Annotated in this window: 15 protein-coding genes; 6 read left to right on the plus strand and 9 right to left on the minus strand. The window is 47.5% G+C overall.

What is annotated here, in order from left to right; all coding sequences use genetic code 11:
* Nucleotides 1–48 precede the first annotated feature (48 nt).
* The 3 genes from cysT to RRV97_RS02805 form a co-directional block, all read right to left on the minus strand.
* Nucleotides 49–885, minus strand: a complete 837-nt coding sequence (gene cysT, locus RRV97_RS02795) for a sulfate ABC transporter permease subunit CysT (RefSeq protein ID WP_315611904.1) — start codon at nt 883–885, stop codon at nt 49–51.
* A gap of 164 nt (nt 886–1,049) precedes the next feature.
* Nucleotides 1,050–1,499, minus strand: coding sequence for a DUF4124 domain-containing protein (locus RRV97_RS02800; protein ID WP_315611905.1), 450 nt, complete (start codon nt 1,497–1,499; stop codon nt 1,050–1,052).
* 13 nt (nt 1,500–1,512) lie between these two features.
* On the minus strand, nt 1,513–1,707 hold the full coding sequence (locus tag RRV97_RS02805) for a hypothetical protein (protein WP_036493670.1): 195 nt from the start codon (nt 1,705–1,707) through the stop codon (nt 1,513–1,515).
* Nucleotides 1,708–1,893: 186 nt separating this feature from the next.
* Here RRV97_RS02805 and RRV97_RS02810 point away from each other — a divergent pair, with 186 nt between their 5' ends.
* From RRV97_RS02810 to RRV97_RS02820, 3 genes are all read left to right on the plus strand, one after another.
* Entirely contained in the window at nt 1,894–3,522 is a 1,629-nt protein-coding gene (locus RRV97_RS02810) for an ABC-F family ATPase (protein WP_003746799.1), read from the plus strand.
* 8 nt (nt 3,523–3,530) lie between these two features.
* A complete protein-coding gene (locus RRV97_RS02815; RefSeq protein ID WP_254344446.1) occupies nt 3,531–3,791 on the plus strand; it encodes a hypothetical protein in 261 nt (86 codons plus the stop codon).
* A 306-nt stretch (nt 3,792–4,097) separates the two neighbouring features.
* Nucleotides 4,098–6,533, plus strand: coding sequence for a calcium-binding protein (locus tag RRV97_RS02820; RefSeq protein WP_315611906.1), 2,436 nt, complete (start codon nt 4,098–4,100; stop codon nt 6,531–6,533).
* A 104-nt stretch (nt 6,534–6,637) separates the two neighbouring features.
* On the opposite strand, the gene RRV97_RS02825 is transcribed toward RRV97_RS02820, so the two are convergent.
* Nucleotides 6,638–7,855: a D-alanyl-D-alanine carboxypeptidase family protein gene (locus tag RRV97_RS02825; RefSeq protein WP_315611907.1), complete on the minus strand. Its 1,218-nt coding sequence runs from the start codon at nt 7,853–7,855 to the stop codon at nt 6,638–6,640.
* A 203-nt stretch (nt 7,856–8,058) separates the two neighbouring features.
* Here RRV97_RS02825 and ilvA point away from each other — a divergent pair, with 203 nt between their 5' ends.
* Nucleotides 8,059–9,582, plus strand: coding sequence for a threonine ammonia-lyase, biosynthetic (gene ilvA, locus RRV97_RS02830; protein ID WP_188211720.1), 1,524 nt, complete (start codon nt 8,059–8,061; stop codon nt 9,580–9,582).
* Between the two features lie 59 nt (nt 9,583–9,641).
* Here ilvA and trmB read toward each other — a convergent pair whose 3' ends face one another.
* The 3 genes from trmB to RRV97_RS02845 all read right to left on the minus strand — a co-directional run bounded on the left by trmB (nt 9,642) and on the right by RRV97_RS02845 (nt 12,915).
* Nucleotides 9,642–10,358, minus strand: coding sequence for a tRNA (guanosine(46)-N7)-methyltransferase TrmB (gene trmB / locus RRV97_RS02835; protein ID WP_070608339.1), 717 nt, complete (start codon nt 10,356–10,358; stop codon nt 9,642–9,644).
* A gap of 143 nt (nt 10,359–10,501) precedes the next feature.
* A complete protein-coding gene (locus RRV97_RS02840; protein WP_315611908.1) occupies nt 10,502–11,158 on the minus strand; it encodes a response regulator transcription factor in 657 nt (218 codons plus the stop codon).
* On the minus strand, nt 11,155–12,915 hold the full coding sequence (locus tag RRV97_RS02845) for a histidine kinase (protein WP_315611909.1): 1,761 nt from the start codon (nt 12,913–12,915) through the stop codon (nt 11,155–11,157). Before RRV97_RS02845 ends, RRV97_RS02840 begins: the two co-directional genes overlap by 4 nt.
* Before the next feature lie 258 nt (nt 12,916–13,173).
* On the opposite strand from RRV97_RS02845, the gene mobA reads away from it, so the two are divergent.
* Both mobA and RRV97_RS02855 read left to right on the plus strand, forming a co-directional pair.
* Nucleotides 13,174–13,755 carry a molybdenum cofactor guanylyltransferase MobA gene (mobA, locus tag RRV97_RS02850; protein WP_315611910.1) on the plus strand — a complete coding sequence of 194 codons (582 nt, stop codon included), beginning with the start codon at nt 13,174–13,176 and terminating at the stop codon, nt 13,753–13,755.
* Between the two features lie 382 nt (nt 13,756–14,137).
* Nucleotides 14,138–14,716 carry an NAD(P)H-dependent oxidoreductase gene (locus RRV97_RS02855; protein WP_315611911.1) on the plus strand — a complete coding sequence of 193 codons (579 nt, stop codon included), beginning with the start codon at nt 14,138–14,140 and terminating at the stop codon, nt 14,714–14,716.
* 56 nt (nt 14,717–14,772) lie between these two features.
* Here RRV97_RS02855 and RRV97_RS02860 read toward each other — a convergent pair whose 3' ends face one another.
* Both RRV97_RS02860 and RRV97_RS02865 read right to left on the minus strand, forming a co-directional pair.
* Complete coding sequence (locus RRV97_RS02860) at nt 14,773–15,024, minus strand: LysR substrate-binding domain-containing protein (protein ID WP_315611912.1); 252 nt, start codon at nt 15,022–15,024, stop codon at nt 14,773–14,775.
* 76 nt (nt 15,025–15,100) lie between these two features.
* Entirely contained in the window at nt 15,101–18,352 is a 3,252-nt protein-coding gene (locus RRV97_RS02865) for a TonB-dependent receptor domain-containing protein (protein WP_315611913.1), read from the minus strand.
* Between the last annotated feature and the right edge of the window lie 128 nt (nt 18,353–18,480).

Raw genomic sequence — 18,480 nt, forward strand, 5'->3', positions numbered from 1 at the left:
GGCCGTCTGAAAAATGTTTGCTTGATGTTTCAGACGGCCTGTTGTTTGTTAAACCCTCGCTCCGGCGCGGCGGCTTAAAGTCCATTGCATAATGTTTAAAATCAGCAGGATGACAAACGAAATCATCAGCATAAACAGAGCAACGGCAGACGCGCCCTGAGCATCGTATTGCTCCAGTTTGCCGGTAATAATCAAGGGCAGGATTTCAGACACCATCGGAATATTGCCCGCGATAAAGATAACTGAGCCGTATTCGCCGGTAGAGCGGGCAAACATCATGCCTGCGCCGGTCAACAGGGCTGGTGTGATTTCAGGCAAAAGGACGCGGCGGAACGTAGTCCAACGGCTTGCGCCCAAAGTTGCCGCCGCTTCTTCATACTCGCCCGACAATTCTTCCAATACCGGCTGCACGGCGCGGACGATAAAGGGCAGGCTGACGACGATCAGCGCAATCCAGATGCCGGTAGGCGTAAAGGCGATTTTGATGCCCAAAGGATCGAAAAAACGGCCTATCCAGCCATTGGGCGCATATAGGGTTGCCAACGCAATGCCTGTTACCGCCGTCGGCAGCGCAAACGGCAAATCGACCAAAGCGTTTACCAATCCTTTGCCCGGAAATTCATAGCGCACCAATACCCAGGCAACCAATGTACCGAACACGATATTGGTCAACATCGCATAAAACGACATCCGCAAGCTCAGCCAGACGGCCGCCAAGACATTGGGTTCGGAAATCGTGTTCCAAAATCCGCTCCAGCCTATTTCCGCAGCTTTGGCCGCCATCATGGCAAACGGCAAAACCACCAAAAGCGACAGGCATAAAACCGTCAAACCCAGGCTGAGTTTGAAACCCGGCAATACAGAAGGCGTTTTGAGTAACAACATAATGGCAACCGTCAGAATTTAATACACGCTTACTTTAACAAGGCCGTCTGAAAACTGGAAAGAATGCTTTGTTTGGTATAAAGACGATTTTGTTATATTGAAGAGATGAAAAGGCCGTCTGAACAATCATATTTCAGACGGCCTTGCTGGTGTGGTAGTAAGTATCAATAGGCAACAGGATCTTGAGAGGCAGGTTGGCGTTGCGCTGCGTCGTAGTTTTCCTGAGCAGAGCGGACGGCTTTTTCCAAACCGTTGATCCGTTCGAGATAGCGGGCATAGTTGCGTTCATTGCCATAACGCAATTTTTTGCCTTCTTCCAAATTTTTCTTGGCGGTATCCAAAGCACGCTTGGCCGCGCCGACATCAGCCGGATTGACCGGGGCGACAGCTTCTTCCGCTTGCTCGGTTTTACTTGGGGAAATTGGTGTTGCCGGTGTTGAAACAGGCGCAGAAGTATATACGGACGGTTTGCCGATATTGCTGGCTTTGCAGTTTTTGCCGCCGGCTTGGGTATAGACTTTGCGGCCGGCAGAATCGGTACATTCAAAAATAGGCGCGGCGGAAACCGCAGTTGTCAAAGCGAGCAGTAATGTGCTGAACCAAATTTTGTTCATTTTTTATTTTTCCTTAAAACCATTTCCACCAAACAAACAAAGCCGCAATCATGATGATGTTGGCGAAGAGGATGGGTTTCCACTGTCTGGGCGCGCGCCGCAATTCGGAGCCCGAGCGCGTGCGGCGGATATAGAAAAACGGGCTGAGCAGCATGGAGGCGGCACATACCAAAATAATCACGGCGTAATAGATTTTGTGCGTTTCCATATCGTTTCTCCGTTTCAGACGGCCTGAAAGGCTGCCTACAACGCATTTTTGCGTGAAGCGTTGCCTGTTTTCATCTTGCATCGGGTATTGGACATATTGGCCATGACCTCAATTCTGAGGTCTTTGCAAAAATATGCTACAATCGCGTCCGATTATAACATTCTATTTATAAAGGTTTTACGAATAATGATTTCTACCAACGGCATCACCATGCAGTTCGGCGCAAAGCCGCTGTTTGAAAACGTATCCGTCAAATTCGGCGAAGGCAACCGTTACGGCTTGATCGGCGCCAACGGCTCAGGTAAATCCACCTTCATGAAAATCCTAGGCGGCGATTTGGAACAGACTGCCGGCGAAGTAGCGATTGAAAACGGCGTACGTTTGGGTAAATTGCGCCAAGACCAGTTTGCCTACGAAGACATGCGCGTGCTGGACGTGGTGATGATGGGTCATACCGAAATGTGGGCGGCGATGACTGAGCGTGATGCGATTTACGCCAACCCCGAAGCCACCGAAGACGATTACATGAAAGCCGCCGAACTGGAAGCCAAGTTCGCCGAATACGACGGCTACACCGCCGAAGCGCGCGCTGCCGAATTATTGAGCGGCGTGGGTATTTCCGAAGATTTGCACAATGCGACCATGGCAGAAGTCGCCCCGGGCTTCAAACTGCGCGTATTGCTGGCGCAAGCCCTGTTCTCCAAACCTGATGTATTACTCTTGGACGAACCGACCAACAACTTGGACATCAATACCATTCGCTGGTTGGAAGGCGTGTTGAACCAATACGACTCCACCATGATCATCATCTCGCACGACCGTCACTTTTTGAACGAAGTCTGCACGCACATGGCAGATTTGGACTACAACACCATCACCATCTATCCGGGAAACTACGACGACTACATGCTTGCTTCCGCCCAATCGCGTGAGCGCGCCCTGAAAGACAACGCCAAAGCCAAAGAGAAACTGCAAGAGCTGCAAGAGTTCGTCGCCCGCTTCTCTGCGAACAAATCCAAAGCCCGTCAGGCAACCAGCCGTCTGAAACAAGCAGACAAAATCAAATCGGAAATGGTCGAAGTCAAACCTTCTACCCGTCAAAACCCGTATATCCGTTTTGAGGCTGACGAAAAAGCCAAGTTGCACCGTCAGGCTGTGGAAGTTGAAAAACTGGCCAAACGTTTTGAAACCCAGTTGTTTAAAAACCTGAACTTCATCCTTGAAGCCGGTCAACGCCTCGCCATCATCGGCCCGAACGGCGCAGGTAAATCTACCCTGCTGAAACTCTTGGCCGGCGCATACAACCCCGAATATTCAGACGGCCTGTTGCCGGACGAAGGCACCATCAAATGGGCGGAAAAAGCCAGCGTCGGCTACTATCCGCAAGACCATGAAAACGACTTCGACGTCGATATGGATTTGACTGAATGGATGCGCCAATGGGGTCAGGAAGGCGATGACGAGCAGGTCATCCGCGGCACTTTGGGCCGCTTGCTCTTCGGCAGCAACGATGTCGTGAAAAAAGTGAAGGTTCTCTCCGGCGGTGAAAAAGGCCGTATGCTTTACGGCAAACTGTTGCTGTTGAAACCCAATGTCTTGGTCATGGACGAACCGACCAACCACATGGACATGGAAAGCATCGAATCCTTGAACATGGCGCTGGAAAAATACAACGGCACGCTGATTTTCGTATCGCACGACCGTCAGTTTGTATCTTCACTGGCTACCCAAATCATTGAATTGGATGGCAAAGGCGGATATGAACACTACTTGGGCGATTACGAAAGCTATCTGGAGAAAAAAGGAATTGTGTAGGAAATAGCATGAATGCAAACCTTAAAAAACTACTGCAAAACCTGCTTGCGCTAATCATATTGCCTGTACTGGGCTGGTACATTACGCTTGGAGACGCTGTAAATGTTGTCGACACTGAACATGCTTCTCGTAAAGGCCGAGCAGTGGCTTGGTTATTTAATGAGTTTGGTGCAACCGGCGTTTGGGGCTTCTTGGGCATAATTTGGATTGCATGCCTGATTTTAGCCATTCGTTCATACAAAGCATGGCAAAAGGATAAGTCACAGTAAATTAAGGTTCTAGATAGTATGTACTTGCTAGAAGAAAATATCCATATGAATCATTGGATTGAATGATACATCTGAATATAAACAGGCAATTGAAAGCTATCTGGAGAAAAAGTATGGCTTAAATCTTTACCCACAATCTAATAAGGCATTGAGATGCCGTCTGAAAATTTCTAGATTTTCGGACGGCATTTTCTTTTCAAAATTAAACAATAGCATATTGAACTTTTATGCCAAAATTATGACTAATAAAAGCTTTTTTGCAAAAGAATAACTCAATATTACGACATTTTTGAAGGAATATATTAAATGGTAAATATTAAAAAAGCAGTACCCGATGCCTCTCAATATGGTGCCAAACTTGGCTATACGACTTATGAGGCAGAACAAGGTGAACTGAAAAACGGTATTGTTAAAAATGCCCCTTCTTCAGAGGCAGAACGCGCAACTGCCCGTGAAGCAAGCGGTCAGGCATATGTTGATTTGCCGACTAATGCATCTGTGTCATTTATTGCACAAGCAGATGCCAATGCCGTAACCGTCCGTTATACCGTTCCTGATGGTGAAAGCGGTAAAGTAGAAGTCAAAGTCAATAATACAGTGATTGGTACTTTGGATTTATCTTCCAAATCCAACTGGCAATATTTGGATAACTACAAATATCATCCGGATGGCGATATTAAAGTTCATGATACGCCTGCGGCAGATAGGCTTGCCCGCTTCCAATTTGACGAAGTCAGCCAATTATTTAAAGATGCCCATATCAATAAAGGAGATACAGTTACCATCACTAATATCGACAGCACGCCCGTAGGCATTGACTTGGTTGATTTGGAAAAAGCACCGGATGCCATTAAGCAGCCTGCAAACAGTGTCAGCATTACTGATTTCGGCGCAGTCGCCAATGACGGCTCGGATGATTACCAAGCATTTATGGCTGCGATTGAATCTGCCAAAGCATCTAAAAAATCTGTTTACATTCCTGAAGGTCAATTTGATTTTAGTGAACAACTGCACATTTACGCGCCTGAAGGTGTAAAAATTAGCGGAGCAGGCCAATGGCACACTAAATTGCATTTTACCAGTACTAAAATAGGTGGCGGTGGTATCGTGTTTGAACACGGCACCAACAAAATTGATTTTGGAAATGTTTACATGGATTCGGATTTAACTTCTCGCTATAACGAAGGCGCGAACTATAAAGGTATTTCCGGTACCTTGGGTAACGGTTCATCGATTCACGATATCAAAATTGAACATTTTGAAGTAGGTGCCTGGATTGGTGATTATGCCCCAGCATCTGATATGCACTACACTAATGGCTTGACTATCTTCAATGCCACTATTCGTAATAACTTTGCAGACGGCGTTAACTTTGCCCAAGGTACCAGTAATTCCACCGTTATCAATTCCAATATCCGCGGCAATGGTGATGATGGCTTAGCAACATGGTCAAGTCATCATGAGAATACCAATGCCCATGTTGCTGAAAATAACCGCTTTTTGAATAATACCGTTGAATTAGGCTGGCGTGCAGCAGGTATTGGTATCTTTGGCGGTAAAGGTCATGAAGTAGCCAATAACCTTATCAAAGATAATGCCAATTGGGGTGGCGTACGCTTAAACACTGTATTCAAAAACAGCCATAATTTTGATTTCAATGATACGGGTATTTCCGTTCACGATAACTTACTGGTAAACAACGGGACTAATGCCGACACATATGGTCGTGTTAAAGGTTCTATCGATTTGGAAGAAGGCAGGGATTATGCTACTCCCGAAAAAGATATTTTGGGAGAACTCAAAAATATCAAAATTGAAAATAACACTATTGTGAATAATCTTTCCGAGCAAGAAATTACCAAAACCCGTAATCCTAAAGGAGGTAATATTCCGGAGTCTGTAAACGAGACTACATTGACCATCGAAAATAATCACAGCCTTTCGGTAGCAGAAAATAATTCTGCAAAAAATGTAGCGGAAGTAGATGATCACAGTCTTACCCAAGCCTCGCTTCATTTAGGGGAGGATAACATCATAACCATTACGGACAGCAGCCATGCTCTTGTCAGCGGCGGCGATGGCAATGACCGGATCAGAGGTAGTTTGGGTAATGATACGATTAACGGTGATTCAGGTGATGATGTCATTTTCGGCTATGATGGAGACGATCGTCTTAATGGCGGTATGGGTAATGATTCTGTACATGGAGGTAATGGCAACGATACCTTATGGGGAGAAAGTGGCGATGACCGTTTGAGTGGGGGTGATGGCGACGACGTTTTGTTTGGCGGACAAGGAACCGATTACTTGGTAGGCGGCAAGGGTGCCGATACTTATGTTTTCAGCCTTGGAGAAGGTAAGGATACGATTACCGATAATGTGGGCGAACATAATGCACTGCAATTCGGCCAAAATATCTCTGTTAATGACCTGCACATTGATGTTGCCACCGATGTTCGAGGCAATACTGATTGGAAAATTACCATCAAGGGGTCAGAAGGGGACAGCATTACCATCAATGACCAATTCGTTTCCGGTAAAACTGATGCTGTGATTGATACCTTCCGTTTCGATGAAGGTACATTGAGCCTGCAAGAGTTGATGGGTAGATTGTCAGGCAACGGCAATATCAGTCATTTGTCAGCCGTCAATACGCACACTGAGCGTATGAGCTACTCGTCTGTCAATACGGCTGATGTTCACGATGACGCAGCATCTGCCGCCAACGCTGGAATCATTTAATTAGCTGTTTTTTAGGCTAAATAAAGGCCGTCTGAAAACTGGAAAACAGATTTCAGACGGCCTTTTGTTGCTTATCTTGTTATGGTTGGTTGTTTAGAAGAGCATTAACTGAATAAACCTTTAAACCACAACACAATCGCATCCCACATACGGCGCAGCCAGCTGCCTTCTTCCACACCGTTTAGCGCGACGACGTCTTTTTCGGCAATGACTTTGCCGTCTTTCATGACTTTCAGTTTGCCCAATACTTGGCCTTTTTCAATTGGGGCGAGGACGGGCTGAAGTGTTTCTAAGATTGGTTTGACGTTTTTGCCGGTATCGTGGGGGATGGTAATGTAAACATCGTCCAAGAAACCGATGTCTACGGCTTTGGTGCTGCCTTTGTAAACTTTGACTTGGGAAATTACTTCTCCGCCGTTATAAAGTTTGGGCGTATCAAATGCCTGCAACGCCCAGTTGAGCAGTTTGCTGCTTTCACTGGCGCGCGCTTCGGTAGATTCTGCACCGGCAAGAATGGAAACGATGCGGCGGTTGTTGCGTTTGCTGGAAGCAGCGAGATGGTAGCCTGCACCTTCGCTATAGCCGGTTTTCAAACCGTCGATACTGCTGTCGCGATAGAGCAGAAGGTTTCGGTTGGGCTGCTCGATATTATTGTATTTGAAAGATTTGTTTGCAAACAAAGGATAGTATTTAGGATAGTCGTTGATCAGTGCGGCTGCCAAAATGGCCAAGTCGCCAACGGTTGAAACATGGCCGTTAGAAGAAATGCCGGTCGGGTTGTTGAAGTGGGTGTGCTTCATGCCCAAGCGTTTGGCTTCTTCATTCATTTGTTTGACGAATTCGTCGATAGAGCCGTTGCCGATGGCTTCGGCAAGGGTAATGGCGGCATCGTTGGCCGATTGGATGGTTGTCCCCTTAATCAAGGAGCTGACGCTGACAGGTACTTTGGGGTCGAGGAACATACGCGAACCTTCGACCTTCCATGCGGTATTGGAAACGGTCAGCATTTGGCTTGCTTCAAGTGTACCGTTTTCTAATGCTTTAAAGGCAAGGTAGGCAGTCATCATTTGCGTCAACGCGGCAGGTTCGATAGGCGCGTCGGCATTGTTGGATGCTAAGGTTTGCTTGCTGTGTAGGTCGGTAACGATGTAGGCGGTCGCCGCGATTTCCGGCGGCGTTGTCGGGCTGTTGATGCTGTGCAGCAGCGGCTGAGTTTGAGCCTCGCTTTGTACGGCAGGTGCGGATGCAACCGGGTCGGCAGCGAGGGCAGGAGTATTCAGGAGGGCAGCAAAAATTAAGCTAAGTAGCGTTTTTTTCATCATTGTTTGTAAATTTGAATATGGGTGGATACTGTTATCGAGTAAACAGTTTGGCATACTAAATAGATAGTAAGCGGACATTATACCGTTTCATTCCGGCTTTGCTAAGATTTTTCTTGCCTTCAGACGGCCTCAGGGGTATGGTTTTAACTTTTTCCTCAGGCCGATTCGGCCGAATGACAATTTATTTTCGAACACTGAATACCATGAACCATCCTCTTCCTCTTTCCGATTATCTGACCCGTATTTTGACCGCTTCTGTTTATGATGTGGCCATAGAAACGCCTTTGGACTTGGCGCGCAGTCTGTCAGGCCGTCTGAACAATCAGGTTTTGCTCAAGCGCGAAGATTTGCAGCCGGTGTTTTCGTTCAAAATCCGCGGTGCGTACAACAAAATGGCGAAGCTGCCGAAAGAAGCCTTGGATTGCGGCGTGATTGCTGCCAGCGCGGGCAACCATGCGCAGGGTGTGGCTTTATCGGCGCAGTATTTGGGTTGCCGAGCCGTCATCGTGATGCCGGAAACAACGCCTAAAATCAAAATTGACGCGGTAAAAAGCCGCGGCGGCGAAGTGGTATTGAAAGGCGTGTCTTACAATGATGCCTATGATTATGCGATGGAGTTGGCAGAAAAGGAAAAGCTGACTTATATCGCGCCATTTGATGATCCTGACGTAATTGCCGGTCAGGGAACCATCGGCATGGAAATCCTCCGTCAACACCGCAATATCAATGCGATTTTTGTTCCGATTGGTGGCGGCGGTTTGGCAGCAGGCGTAGCGGCATTTATCAAACAGGTTTGCCCTGAGATTAAAGTGATTGGCGTGCAAACCGATGACTCTTGCTGTATGAAGCAATCGGTAGAAGCAGGGGAAATCGTACATTTGAAAGATGTCGGCCTGTTTTCAGACGGCACGGCGGTCAAGGTTGTCGGTGATGAAACCTTCCGCCTGTGTAAAGAGCTGTTGGACGAAATTATTACGGTCAATACGGATATGTTGTGCGGCGCGATTAAAGATATTTTTGACGATACGCGCAGCATTACCGAGCCTGCGGGCGCATTGGCACTTGCCGGCCTGAAGGCTTACGTTGCGAAAAACAATATTCAAGGCCAAAACCTGGTTGCCGTTACCAGTGGCGCCAACATGAACTTCCACCGCTTACGCCACGTTTCAGAGCGCAGTGAGCTGGGCGAGGGCAACGAAGGCATTTTCGCCGTTACCATTCCCGAAGAAAAGGGCAGCTTCCTGAAGTTTATCAATTTGTTGGGAAGCCGGAACATTACTGAGTTCAACTATCGCTACGGCAGCGATAAAAATGCGCATATTTTTGTCGGCTTGCAAACTGCCGGTGCGCAAGACTTGGCTGTTATCAGTGAACAACTGACTGAAGCAGGCTTGCCCAATGTTGACCTGACCAATGATGAAATCGCCAAAATCCATATCCGTTACATGGTCGGCGGCCGTACGGAAAAAGTAGCCAACGAACGTTTGGTCAGCTTTGAATTTCCTGAGCGCCCGGGTGCGTTGTCCCGTTTCTTGAACCATATGCGTGCCGAGTGGAATATTACTTTGTTCCATTACCGCAACCATGGCGCAGACTATGGCCGTATTTTGGTCGGTATCGATGTGCCGGAAAGCGACAATGAGGCTTTTGCCGACTTCTTGGATAGCTTGGGTTATGTCTATAAAGAAGAAACCGACAATCCGGCCTATAAACTTTTCTTAGCTTAATCAGTAAGATAAAAGGCCGTCTGAAATTTTTCAGACGGCCTTGTGTTTTAAGTTTTGGATTATTTTTTGCGGAACACCAAGTCCCAAACGCCATGACCCAATCTCTTGCCTCGGGCTTCAAACTTGGTTTCAGGACGATAATCAGGCGTAGGGGCGTAATCGGCAGCCGTGTTTTGCAAAGCATCGAAACTGCTCAAAACCTCCAGCATTTGCACGGCGTATTCTTCCCAATCGGTTGCCATATGGACATAGCCGCCGCTTTTGAGTTTGGGCAGCAGCTTTTCAACAAACGGCACTTGTACCAAGCGGCGTTTGTTGTGGCGTTTTTTGTGCCAAGGGTCGGGGAAGAAAATATGGATGCCGTCTAAAGAACCGTCTTCCAGCATCTTTTCCACCACTTCCACCGCATCATGACGCATCACGCGGATATTGGAAATGTGTTCTTCCTCAATCAGCTTCAAGATATTACCGACGCCCGGGCCGTGAACATCAATCGCTAAAAAGTCGGTATCAGGCAGACGTTTGGCGATTTCCACCGTTGCGACGCCCATACCGAAACCGATTTCCAAAACTTTAGGGTTGTCCCGTCCAAAAGTGCGGTTCAAATCCAAAGGGGCTTCTTGGAAGTCCACACCGAATTGCGGCCACATCGTATCGATGGCGCGCTGTTGGGCCGCGGTCATATGGCCTTGGCGCAAAACGAAACTGCGGATGCTGCGTTTGTGTTCTTCAGGAACGGTATTTTCGGGCGTATTTTCTGGAATGTTTTCGGACATATCGTTTTAAATCAGTGAAAAATCAAATAAAAAGGCCGTCTGAAAAATCAGACAACCCTGCGTACAAATCGGCGTGATTATAGCGAATAAACGCTTTATCTGAAACCTTTCTACAACAAGGTTTCAGGTTTCAGACGGCCTTTTTAAGACAATTCCGGTTGCGGTACTTTGTGTTGCACCGCATAAACCGCAGCTTGAACGCGGCTGCTTAGATTCAGCTTGCGCAACAGGTTTTGAACATGCACTTTGACGGTAGATTCAGCCAAGTTTAAATGGCGGGCAATGATTTTATTGCTGTGTCCGGCGGCAAGGTAGCCCAAGATTTCCATTTCGCGCGGGGTCAGCTGAGCCAGCAGGTGGTCGGAGCTGGAAGGAGAAGGGGAAATCAGCGATTGCACCAAGCGGCTGGTCATTTCAGGGGAGAAGACATTGTCTCCGTCAACGGCCTTGCGGATGCTTTCCAAGAGGAAGTCGGCGTTGATGTTTTTCAGCAAAAAGCCTTTTGCACCCATACGCATACATTCGGTCAAGTCGTCGCTGTCTTCGGAAACAGTCAGCATGATGACGGTCAGTTGCGGATTGATGCTCAGAATTTGAGCCAGTGCTTCGCGGCCGTTCATAACCGGCATATCCAAGTCCAGCAAAACTACGTCAGGCTTGAGCTGTTCGACCATTTTTACGCCGGCCAGGCCGTCTGAAGCTTCGCCGACGACTTCAAAATCGGGCTGGCGGGAGAGCAGGGCTTTGATGCCGCTGCGAAACAGGGTGTGGTCGTCAATAAGGGTAATTTTAATCGTCATGATGCTGTTCTCATTTGTTGCGGCAAAGTCAGCATCACTGCCGTACCTTGCCCAATCTGCGATGTAATGGCCAATTGTGCGTTAATCCGTTGGGCACGTTCCTGCATAATGCCCAAGCCGACATGTTCGCCTGAAGGCCGGTTTGATAAGTGTTCTTGATTAAAGCCTGCGCCGTCGTCCTGAATCTTCATGACAAAATCGCCATGGTTGGCAATTTCGACGCTGACATGCTGCGCACGCGCGTGTTTCCGGATGTTGGACAGGCTTTCCTGCAGGATGAAGATGATTTGCAAGTGTTCATCATAATTCAATGCCTGGCCGTCGTCCTGCCATTTTAAATCAACCGGGATACCGGTTTGCCGTTCAAAACGCGCCAGCAGCGATTCTACCGCTTCAGGAAAATCTTTATTACTGATTTTGGTGCGGAAATTCATCAGCAGCTCGCGGACGTCTTCATAGCATTCCTGCACGCCGTCTTTAATGAAGCTGATGTTTTCTTCAGCCTGCTCGCGTTGGTTTGAAGCAAACGCGCTTTCCAACATTTGCACCTGTAAATTCAAAAAGGTCAGGGCTTGCGCAATGCTGTCATGCAAACCTTGTGCAATTAAGTTGCGTTCCTGCAAGACGGCAAGCAGGCGGCGTTCTTGTTCCATGCGATTGTTGGCGATGGAAATCCCCAGCTGCCCGCTTAAAGTCTGCAACAATTTTTCATCTTGCTCATTAGGCATATGGCCGTCTGAAAAATACAGGGCCAATACGCCGAGCTGTTCGTCTTGGTAAACGATTGGGAATTCTACACGATTTCCCTCTTCGGTTTCACCGACACTTGCCGCCAAGTCAGAGCGTTTGCGTTCTTCATCGGAAAGATATACCGTACCGCCTAAGGCTGAAAACGCCGGCAGAATCTGAGTTAAAAATTCTTCTGCCGCCTGTTGCGGCGTAAAGGTTTGGTGCAGGTTGCGCGTAGTTTGGTAGAGCAGGGTCAAATCACGGTTTTGCCGGGCCAAGTCTTGGGTTTGTTGGGCAACCTGTCCTTCTAAATCCGTATAAAGCGTATGCAGACGGCGGCTCATTTGGTTAAAGCCCTTGCTTACTTGGGCAAACTCACGAATCTGGTCTGTCTCGATTTGAACGCCGAAATGCCCTTTGCTGATGGTTTCTACACCATCGCGCAGTTTTTCCAAGGGCCGGATAATCCATGAATAATGCCAAACAATCATCAAGCCTGCAGCCACAACAATCATCAGCATCATGGCCATTTGAAAGCGGCGCAGCCACAAGGTATTTTGCTCGTTGGCATTTTCCATCGCCTGTAAAAACAGCTCGATATTGCCGGCAAAACGGTACAGGCCGATTTGGGTCGGACGCTCGTAATGCTGCAGAGACGGCTTGATGTTGGATTCCCAATCAATCAACAGCATCGATTGAATCAAGTCGTAAGCCAGCGGCATTTGGGACGGAATCAGCGGATGAATGGCATCGCTTTGCGTTACATTGGCCAGCGTACGCTCAAATTCTTTGATTTGATTGTCAATTTGCGCATTGGGCGTACGGACGCTTGCCATATAAGCCAAACGATACACTTGCATTTTCAAACTGCCTGCATCTTCAATCGTTTTAGCCGCGTTTTCCAAACGCCAAGAAAGCAGCAGGGTAAAGACAATCGACAAAAACGCCGAACTGACCCATAAAAAAGTCAGCAGTTTTAAACGCGAAGACAGGCTCAGGCCGTCTGAAGATCCGGAGAATAAACGCATAATACACGCAGGGAAACTAATCCGATAATCTTATAAAAATATCATTCTTTTGGCCTATAAACAACCTGTCTAAAATAATTGTATGGTTATGATAAGAAAAAACAGGGGTTTAATGTAAAATCATGTTATGATAAAATTCATCTCAAGTGAATTTAATCATAAAATCAGGTTTCAGACGGCCTGAAACCTTGAAACTTATCCAGTAAACACAACATCTTGAACCACACTCCATACTCTGCTTCGCAAAGGACTACCAAAATGAAAATTTTCGCACTGATATTGGCCGGCGGGCAGGGAAGCCGGATGGGAGGTGTCGATAAGGGGTTGGTGCAATGGCACAACAAAGCCTTAATAGATCATGTTATCGAAAAAATCCGCCCCCAAGTCAGCCATATCGCCATCAGTGCCAACCGCAACCTTGAATCTTACGCCCAACGCAGCGCGCACGTTTTCTCGGATTCGCGCCAATGGCAGCATTACGGCCCTCTAGCTGCTTTGTGTACTGCCGCCAACGATTTGCAAATTGCCACTGCCGATTGGCTGCTTATCGTATCCTGCGATATGCCGCGTTTGCCGGAAAATTTGGTGTCCCAATTTGAAACCATCGCGCGGCGCACGCCATTGTGTAATGCATTTTATGTTGAAACCCCGGCTAGACCGCATTACAGCGTGATGTTCATCCGTCCGCAAATCCTGCAAAGCACCGTGCCCTACCTTTATTCAGGAATGCGCAGCATCCGCGGCTGGCTGCAGCAACAGCGCGCGCGGGTTGTCCATTTCCCTCATAAGCAGGATTTTATCAGCTACAACACGGAAAACGATTTGGCCCAGCCTTTGTAGTTGGGTAGGTAAGAGGACTAATATTCAGATAGGAATATGCCATTTGATGATGGTTAAAATCTTTCAATAGGTAATAACTATCTTGTAATCGGTTCCCTTATAAATTATTCAATCCGTGTATTCAGAAGAATGATACGTTTCTCGTTGCAATAAATTTTGGCTTTTCCCTATTGGCTGTTTCTTTTAGGTCATTTAGTCTGCCTAAGTCCAAATTATCTACGAACAAATCCTCGTAAGACAGTTGACCGAAAAAATTCACGGGATATTCTGATTTTACGTTGCATGGCTTAAGATGTTCAGACGGCCATACTTTCAAAATAAAGGCTAAAACGGCATAATAGCAGCCCTTCTTTGTTAGAATTGCCTGGTTTAGGAGAGTGAAATGAATATTTTATTATTGGATGGCGGTAAAGATTTCGGACATTCACATGGCGAGTTGAACCACACGCTTCATAAAAAAGCGAAAGAAGTTTTGACCGCACTTGGACACAATGTTCAAGAAACCGTGATTGATGCTGGTTACGATGTTGAAGCAGAAATCGAAAAATTCTTGTGGATGGATGCCGTAATTTGGCAGATGCCAGGTTGGTGGATGCACGAACCTTGGACAGTGAAAAAATACATAGACGAAGTATTCACTACTGGACACGGCAAGCTTTACCACAGTGATGGCCGCCATCGTGTCAATCCAACCGAAGGCTACGGCACAGGTGGCTTGTTGCAAGGCAAAAAACACATGCTCTCGCTTACTTGGAATGCGCCGATTGAAGCGTTCACCCGTGAAGGTGACTTCTTCGAAGGCAAAGGCGTAGATACGTTATATATGCACTTTCACAAACTCAACGAGTTCATCGGCCTGACCCGTCTGCCGACATTCTTATGTAACGATGTGATTAAAAATCCACAAGTAGAACAATACTTAGCGGATTATCAAGCACATTTAGAAAAAGTATTCGGTTAATTGTAAAAGTACTTTGAAATCTGACCGCACTTTGCAATGAAAAGCCGTCTGAATTTTCAGGCGGCTTTTACTTTTAGCGCATCCACGATCAAGTTAAATACATTAGAATGCCCACGGCGGCTAGGGTAATAGAGGTAAAGCGGATCGTAAGTGATGGCGTATTCAGGCAACAGCTCGACCAGTTTCCCCGAATGGATTGTATCCGCCACGATCATATGTGCTACCCACGTGATGACGAGGCCGTCTGAAACGGCTTGCAGGCGCAGATGGTTGTTGATGGAAAACTGCGATTTAGGCGTGAACGTCATCCGCTCTTTCTTGTCTTTGAATTCCCATTGCTAATGCTCAGACGGTTTTTTAATTTTAAAAATGATTAATTGATCATTACCATTTTCCAGTTATCCCAATGCGGATTGTTCTACCTGGCGCAGGCAGATAGGAACGGCTCATCGGGTCGAGGTAGTAGCGGTTGGTCAGATTGCTGCCCACCAGCTCGGCAGTCAGGTTTTTGCCAATTTTGTAGCGCAGGTAAGCATCCCATACCGCAACAGGCTGCCAGCGCATATCGTTATATTGGGGTTTATGATTAGTTCCCCTATATTGATTGAATATGTTGTAGTGAGGCTGCCATGCATCATTGCGGTTTTCATAGACGCGGCTGTGGTAATGAAGGCGCACGCCTGTTTCCAGTCTATTGGCAAGAAAGCGGCTGCCCAATTCGGCATCAATTGACCAGCGTGGTTGAAGCGCGCTTGCCAGATAGCCCGAATCGCTCAAACCTCCGTGATTGCAGACGGGGCGACTCATGGTTTTGCCGGTTTCGGCAAAATATGCTGCATCGACATCTCCCGCTGTTACAGACGACCATTGGAAGGTTTCGTCGCACATTTTGTTTTTCAGGCTGCGGAATACGTTCAGGCTGCCGAAGACGCGTCCGGTATCGAAGCGGGTGGACAACTCGGCACCACTGCGGATTTGTCTGTCGAATTGTTCGAATTCGAGATTGTCGTCCCTGTCGATAACGTTTTTGGTCTTGTTATGGAAGTAGTTGATGCGGAAATCCGCTTTTTTCATTTTCGGTAACAGCCCCGTCAAATCATGAATGTAGCCGACTTCCCAGTTTTTGGCGTGTTCGGGCCGCCAGCCATAGCCCATGCGGTTGAATGAGCCGGCGGCAGTAGAAAAGCCGTAAGTCCCTTCAAAAATGCTGGGGTAGCGCAGGGTTTCGGTATAGCGCAGATAGGCGCGGCTGAAATCGGTAAAATTGACAGTGGCAGAAAATGCGGGAACCCAACCGCTGCCTTTCTGCTTCATTGCCCGCTGCCTTTCGGCTTCGGTCATCGGAGTCGTATATACACTTGAGTCAACGTTATAATATTTGGGTACAAATTTCGGGCTGTCGGGATTGGACGGGTCGTAAACGGGATTGGGGACTTGGGCGTGCAAATCGGGAATGCTGCCGTTGGTAAGGGGGTGATCCTTCATATTCAGACGACCTTTATTGTCTTTCAGCCAGTAAAAATCTGTCTGTTCATTGGGATTGACCCATGTACTTCGATCACTACTCAAGGTCGGTATAGTCAAATTCCAGTCAATTTGCTGATATTTCTTTAATTGTTCTGCATATTCCTCTTTGGTATATAAGTCTCCCCAATCCAAACTGCCATCTGCCAAAGCATCATTGATCGCCTTGTAATCCGCATATTCCTGTGGAGTAATCACCCTCACGACCGAATATTTCATCCCCCTGTTCATCTCTAATGGATAGCCGGTTTTATATGTACCGCTTTCCAAACGTTTGCTTTTATCCTGAAGTTGGAAATTGGTATATCGCCCGCCTGCCGTCAAAGTCAGCCAGCGGAACGGTTCGTAGCGGAAATTGAAGCCCAGATTGTATTCTCGCCGTTTGCCGTTGCGCGGTACGCCGAATTGGTTTAATCCGTAGTTTGCCCTGATGGTGCTGTTTTCGAGTTCTTCCTGATATTTGTCGTATCCTCCCCGCTCCAGCTCGTCTGAAAAATTATCGCGCGATGCCAGTTTTTCATTTTGAAAATCGCCCATCAATGTCAACGACAGTTTGTCACTCAATTTCATACGGTTGGAAAATTGAAAGCCTGTCCGGTTGTTACGGGCGTAATAGGCGTTGCCTTCGATGGTGTTGAAGCGTCCGTTGGTATTTGGGGTTTCAGGTTTGGGCGGTTTGGGGGCTTCTATTCCTGCATCCAGCAATTCCTGTCGCTCTGCGGGGGTGTATTTCTGCCATCTGTCGTATTCGTCCCATGCTATTTGAAATTTGTTGTCCTCATAAACGGTATCGCCGGGCGAGCCACCTGCGGTATTGGTTTTGGATTTGGTGCGCGTTGTCCAAAGCGTGGCATCGAAATCTATCCAACGGCTGCCCTCGGGCTTCCACGAATAGTCGATATTGTAGGAACGCTGTTTGACCCATGCCTGCGGCCATTCGGCAATTTTGTTGAGGATGGAAGCATCCCAACTGATGGGGCCGATAATACGCGAAGGCATGATTTCGCCGAACGTGGAATCGGTATGGCGCAGGCCGAATTTGAGCGTTTGGCGGTTCGGCAGACGGAAGGTGGTTTTACCTACCCATGATTTGGTTTCGAGCGAGGTATTGCTGACTTCTCCACCCGGATGGTAGAAAAGTCCGATTTTTGAAATATCGGGTGCGCCCAGCATGTTTTCACTGCCGTAAAATTTCTCGCCCTTGGCAGCGGCTTCTTCTTGACGACGTTTTAATTCGTCTAAAGTTTCTTGTGTCCAAGGACCGATATAGCCGTAGCGCTCCGCGCCTTTTTTGCCAGAGAAATAATTGCCTTTACTGCGGTAGGCATAGGCAAGCATGGCATCGAAATTGTCCTGCTTGGTGGCGGCTGCAATGCGGTAGGCTTTATCCTCCCCAAATCTATTGCGCCCGTTGAAACGCTGGTCGATTCGGTCGGTATCGTCCAACATCGCCCGCCAAATACCGCCAAGTGCGACAGCAGGCGCATCCAATGTCCGATAATCGACCGATTTTTCATAGACATTGGCACGTTGTTTGATGGAATTATTGGAAGCTTCCGCCTTCACTTCAAATCCGTATTTCTGCCCTTCGGGGACAATATCGTCAGCATCGATGGTTTTAAGGGCGACAGAGCCGCCTATGCCGCTTTTCATATCGCGGCTGAACGAGGGGCCTTTTTCGATGGAAACGCTGCTGATGATGTTGGGATCGACGTAGTTGCGGTTGTTTGCGCCTGCGTAGCCGCGCCAGACGGTAATCGCCTGCTCCGTGCCGTCAATGGTAACGGGAATCCGTCCCTGCCCCTGCACGCCGCGTATATTGGGATCCAACGCGCCGCTGTTGCGCGCGTCGCCGCTGTACACGCCGGACATACCGCTTAAAAGGTCGGATACGGTGTTGCCTTTGAAGGTTTCGACTTCGTTTTTGCCTTTGTAAAGATTGACGATTTCGCGGGTATAAACGCGGTTTTTACCGATTTCATCCTTATTTCGAGTTCCTTTGACAGTAATGGTATCGAGAATAACTGTCGAATTATCTGCAGCATAAACGGCAGGGACAAAACCAATGGCGGCGATACAGGCGGAGAGGGTGGTGACTTTGATCGGTTGCATAGAGTGTATCCATATAGCTTGATTGGTAAGGCCGTCTGAACAAGACAGACCGAAAATAGATGCGATTACACTCTGACTGAATGTATATAAATAATTTTGATTATTATTTACAATTTTGTGAAATTCTA

It is taken from the genome of Neisseria sp. DTU_2021_1001991_1_SI_NGA_ILE_055, assembly GCF_032342915.1.
In the GTDB taxonomy this organism is placed as follows: domain Bacteria; phylum Pseudomonadota; class Gammaproteobacteria; order Burkholderiales; family Neisseriaceae; genus Neisseria.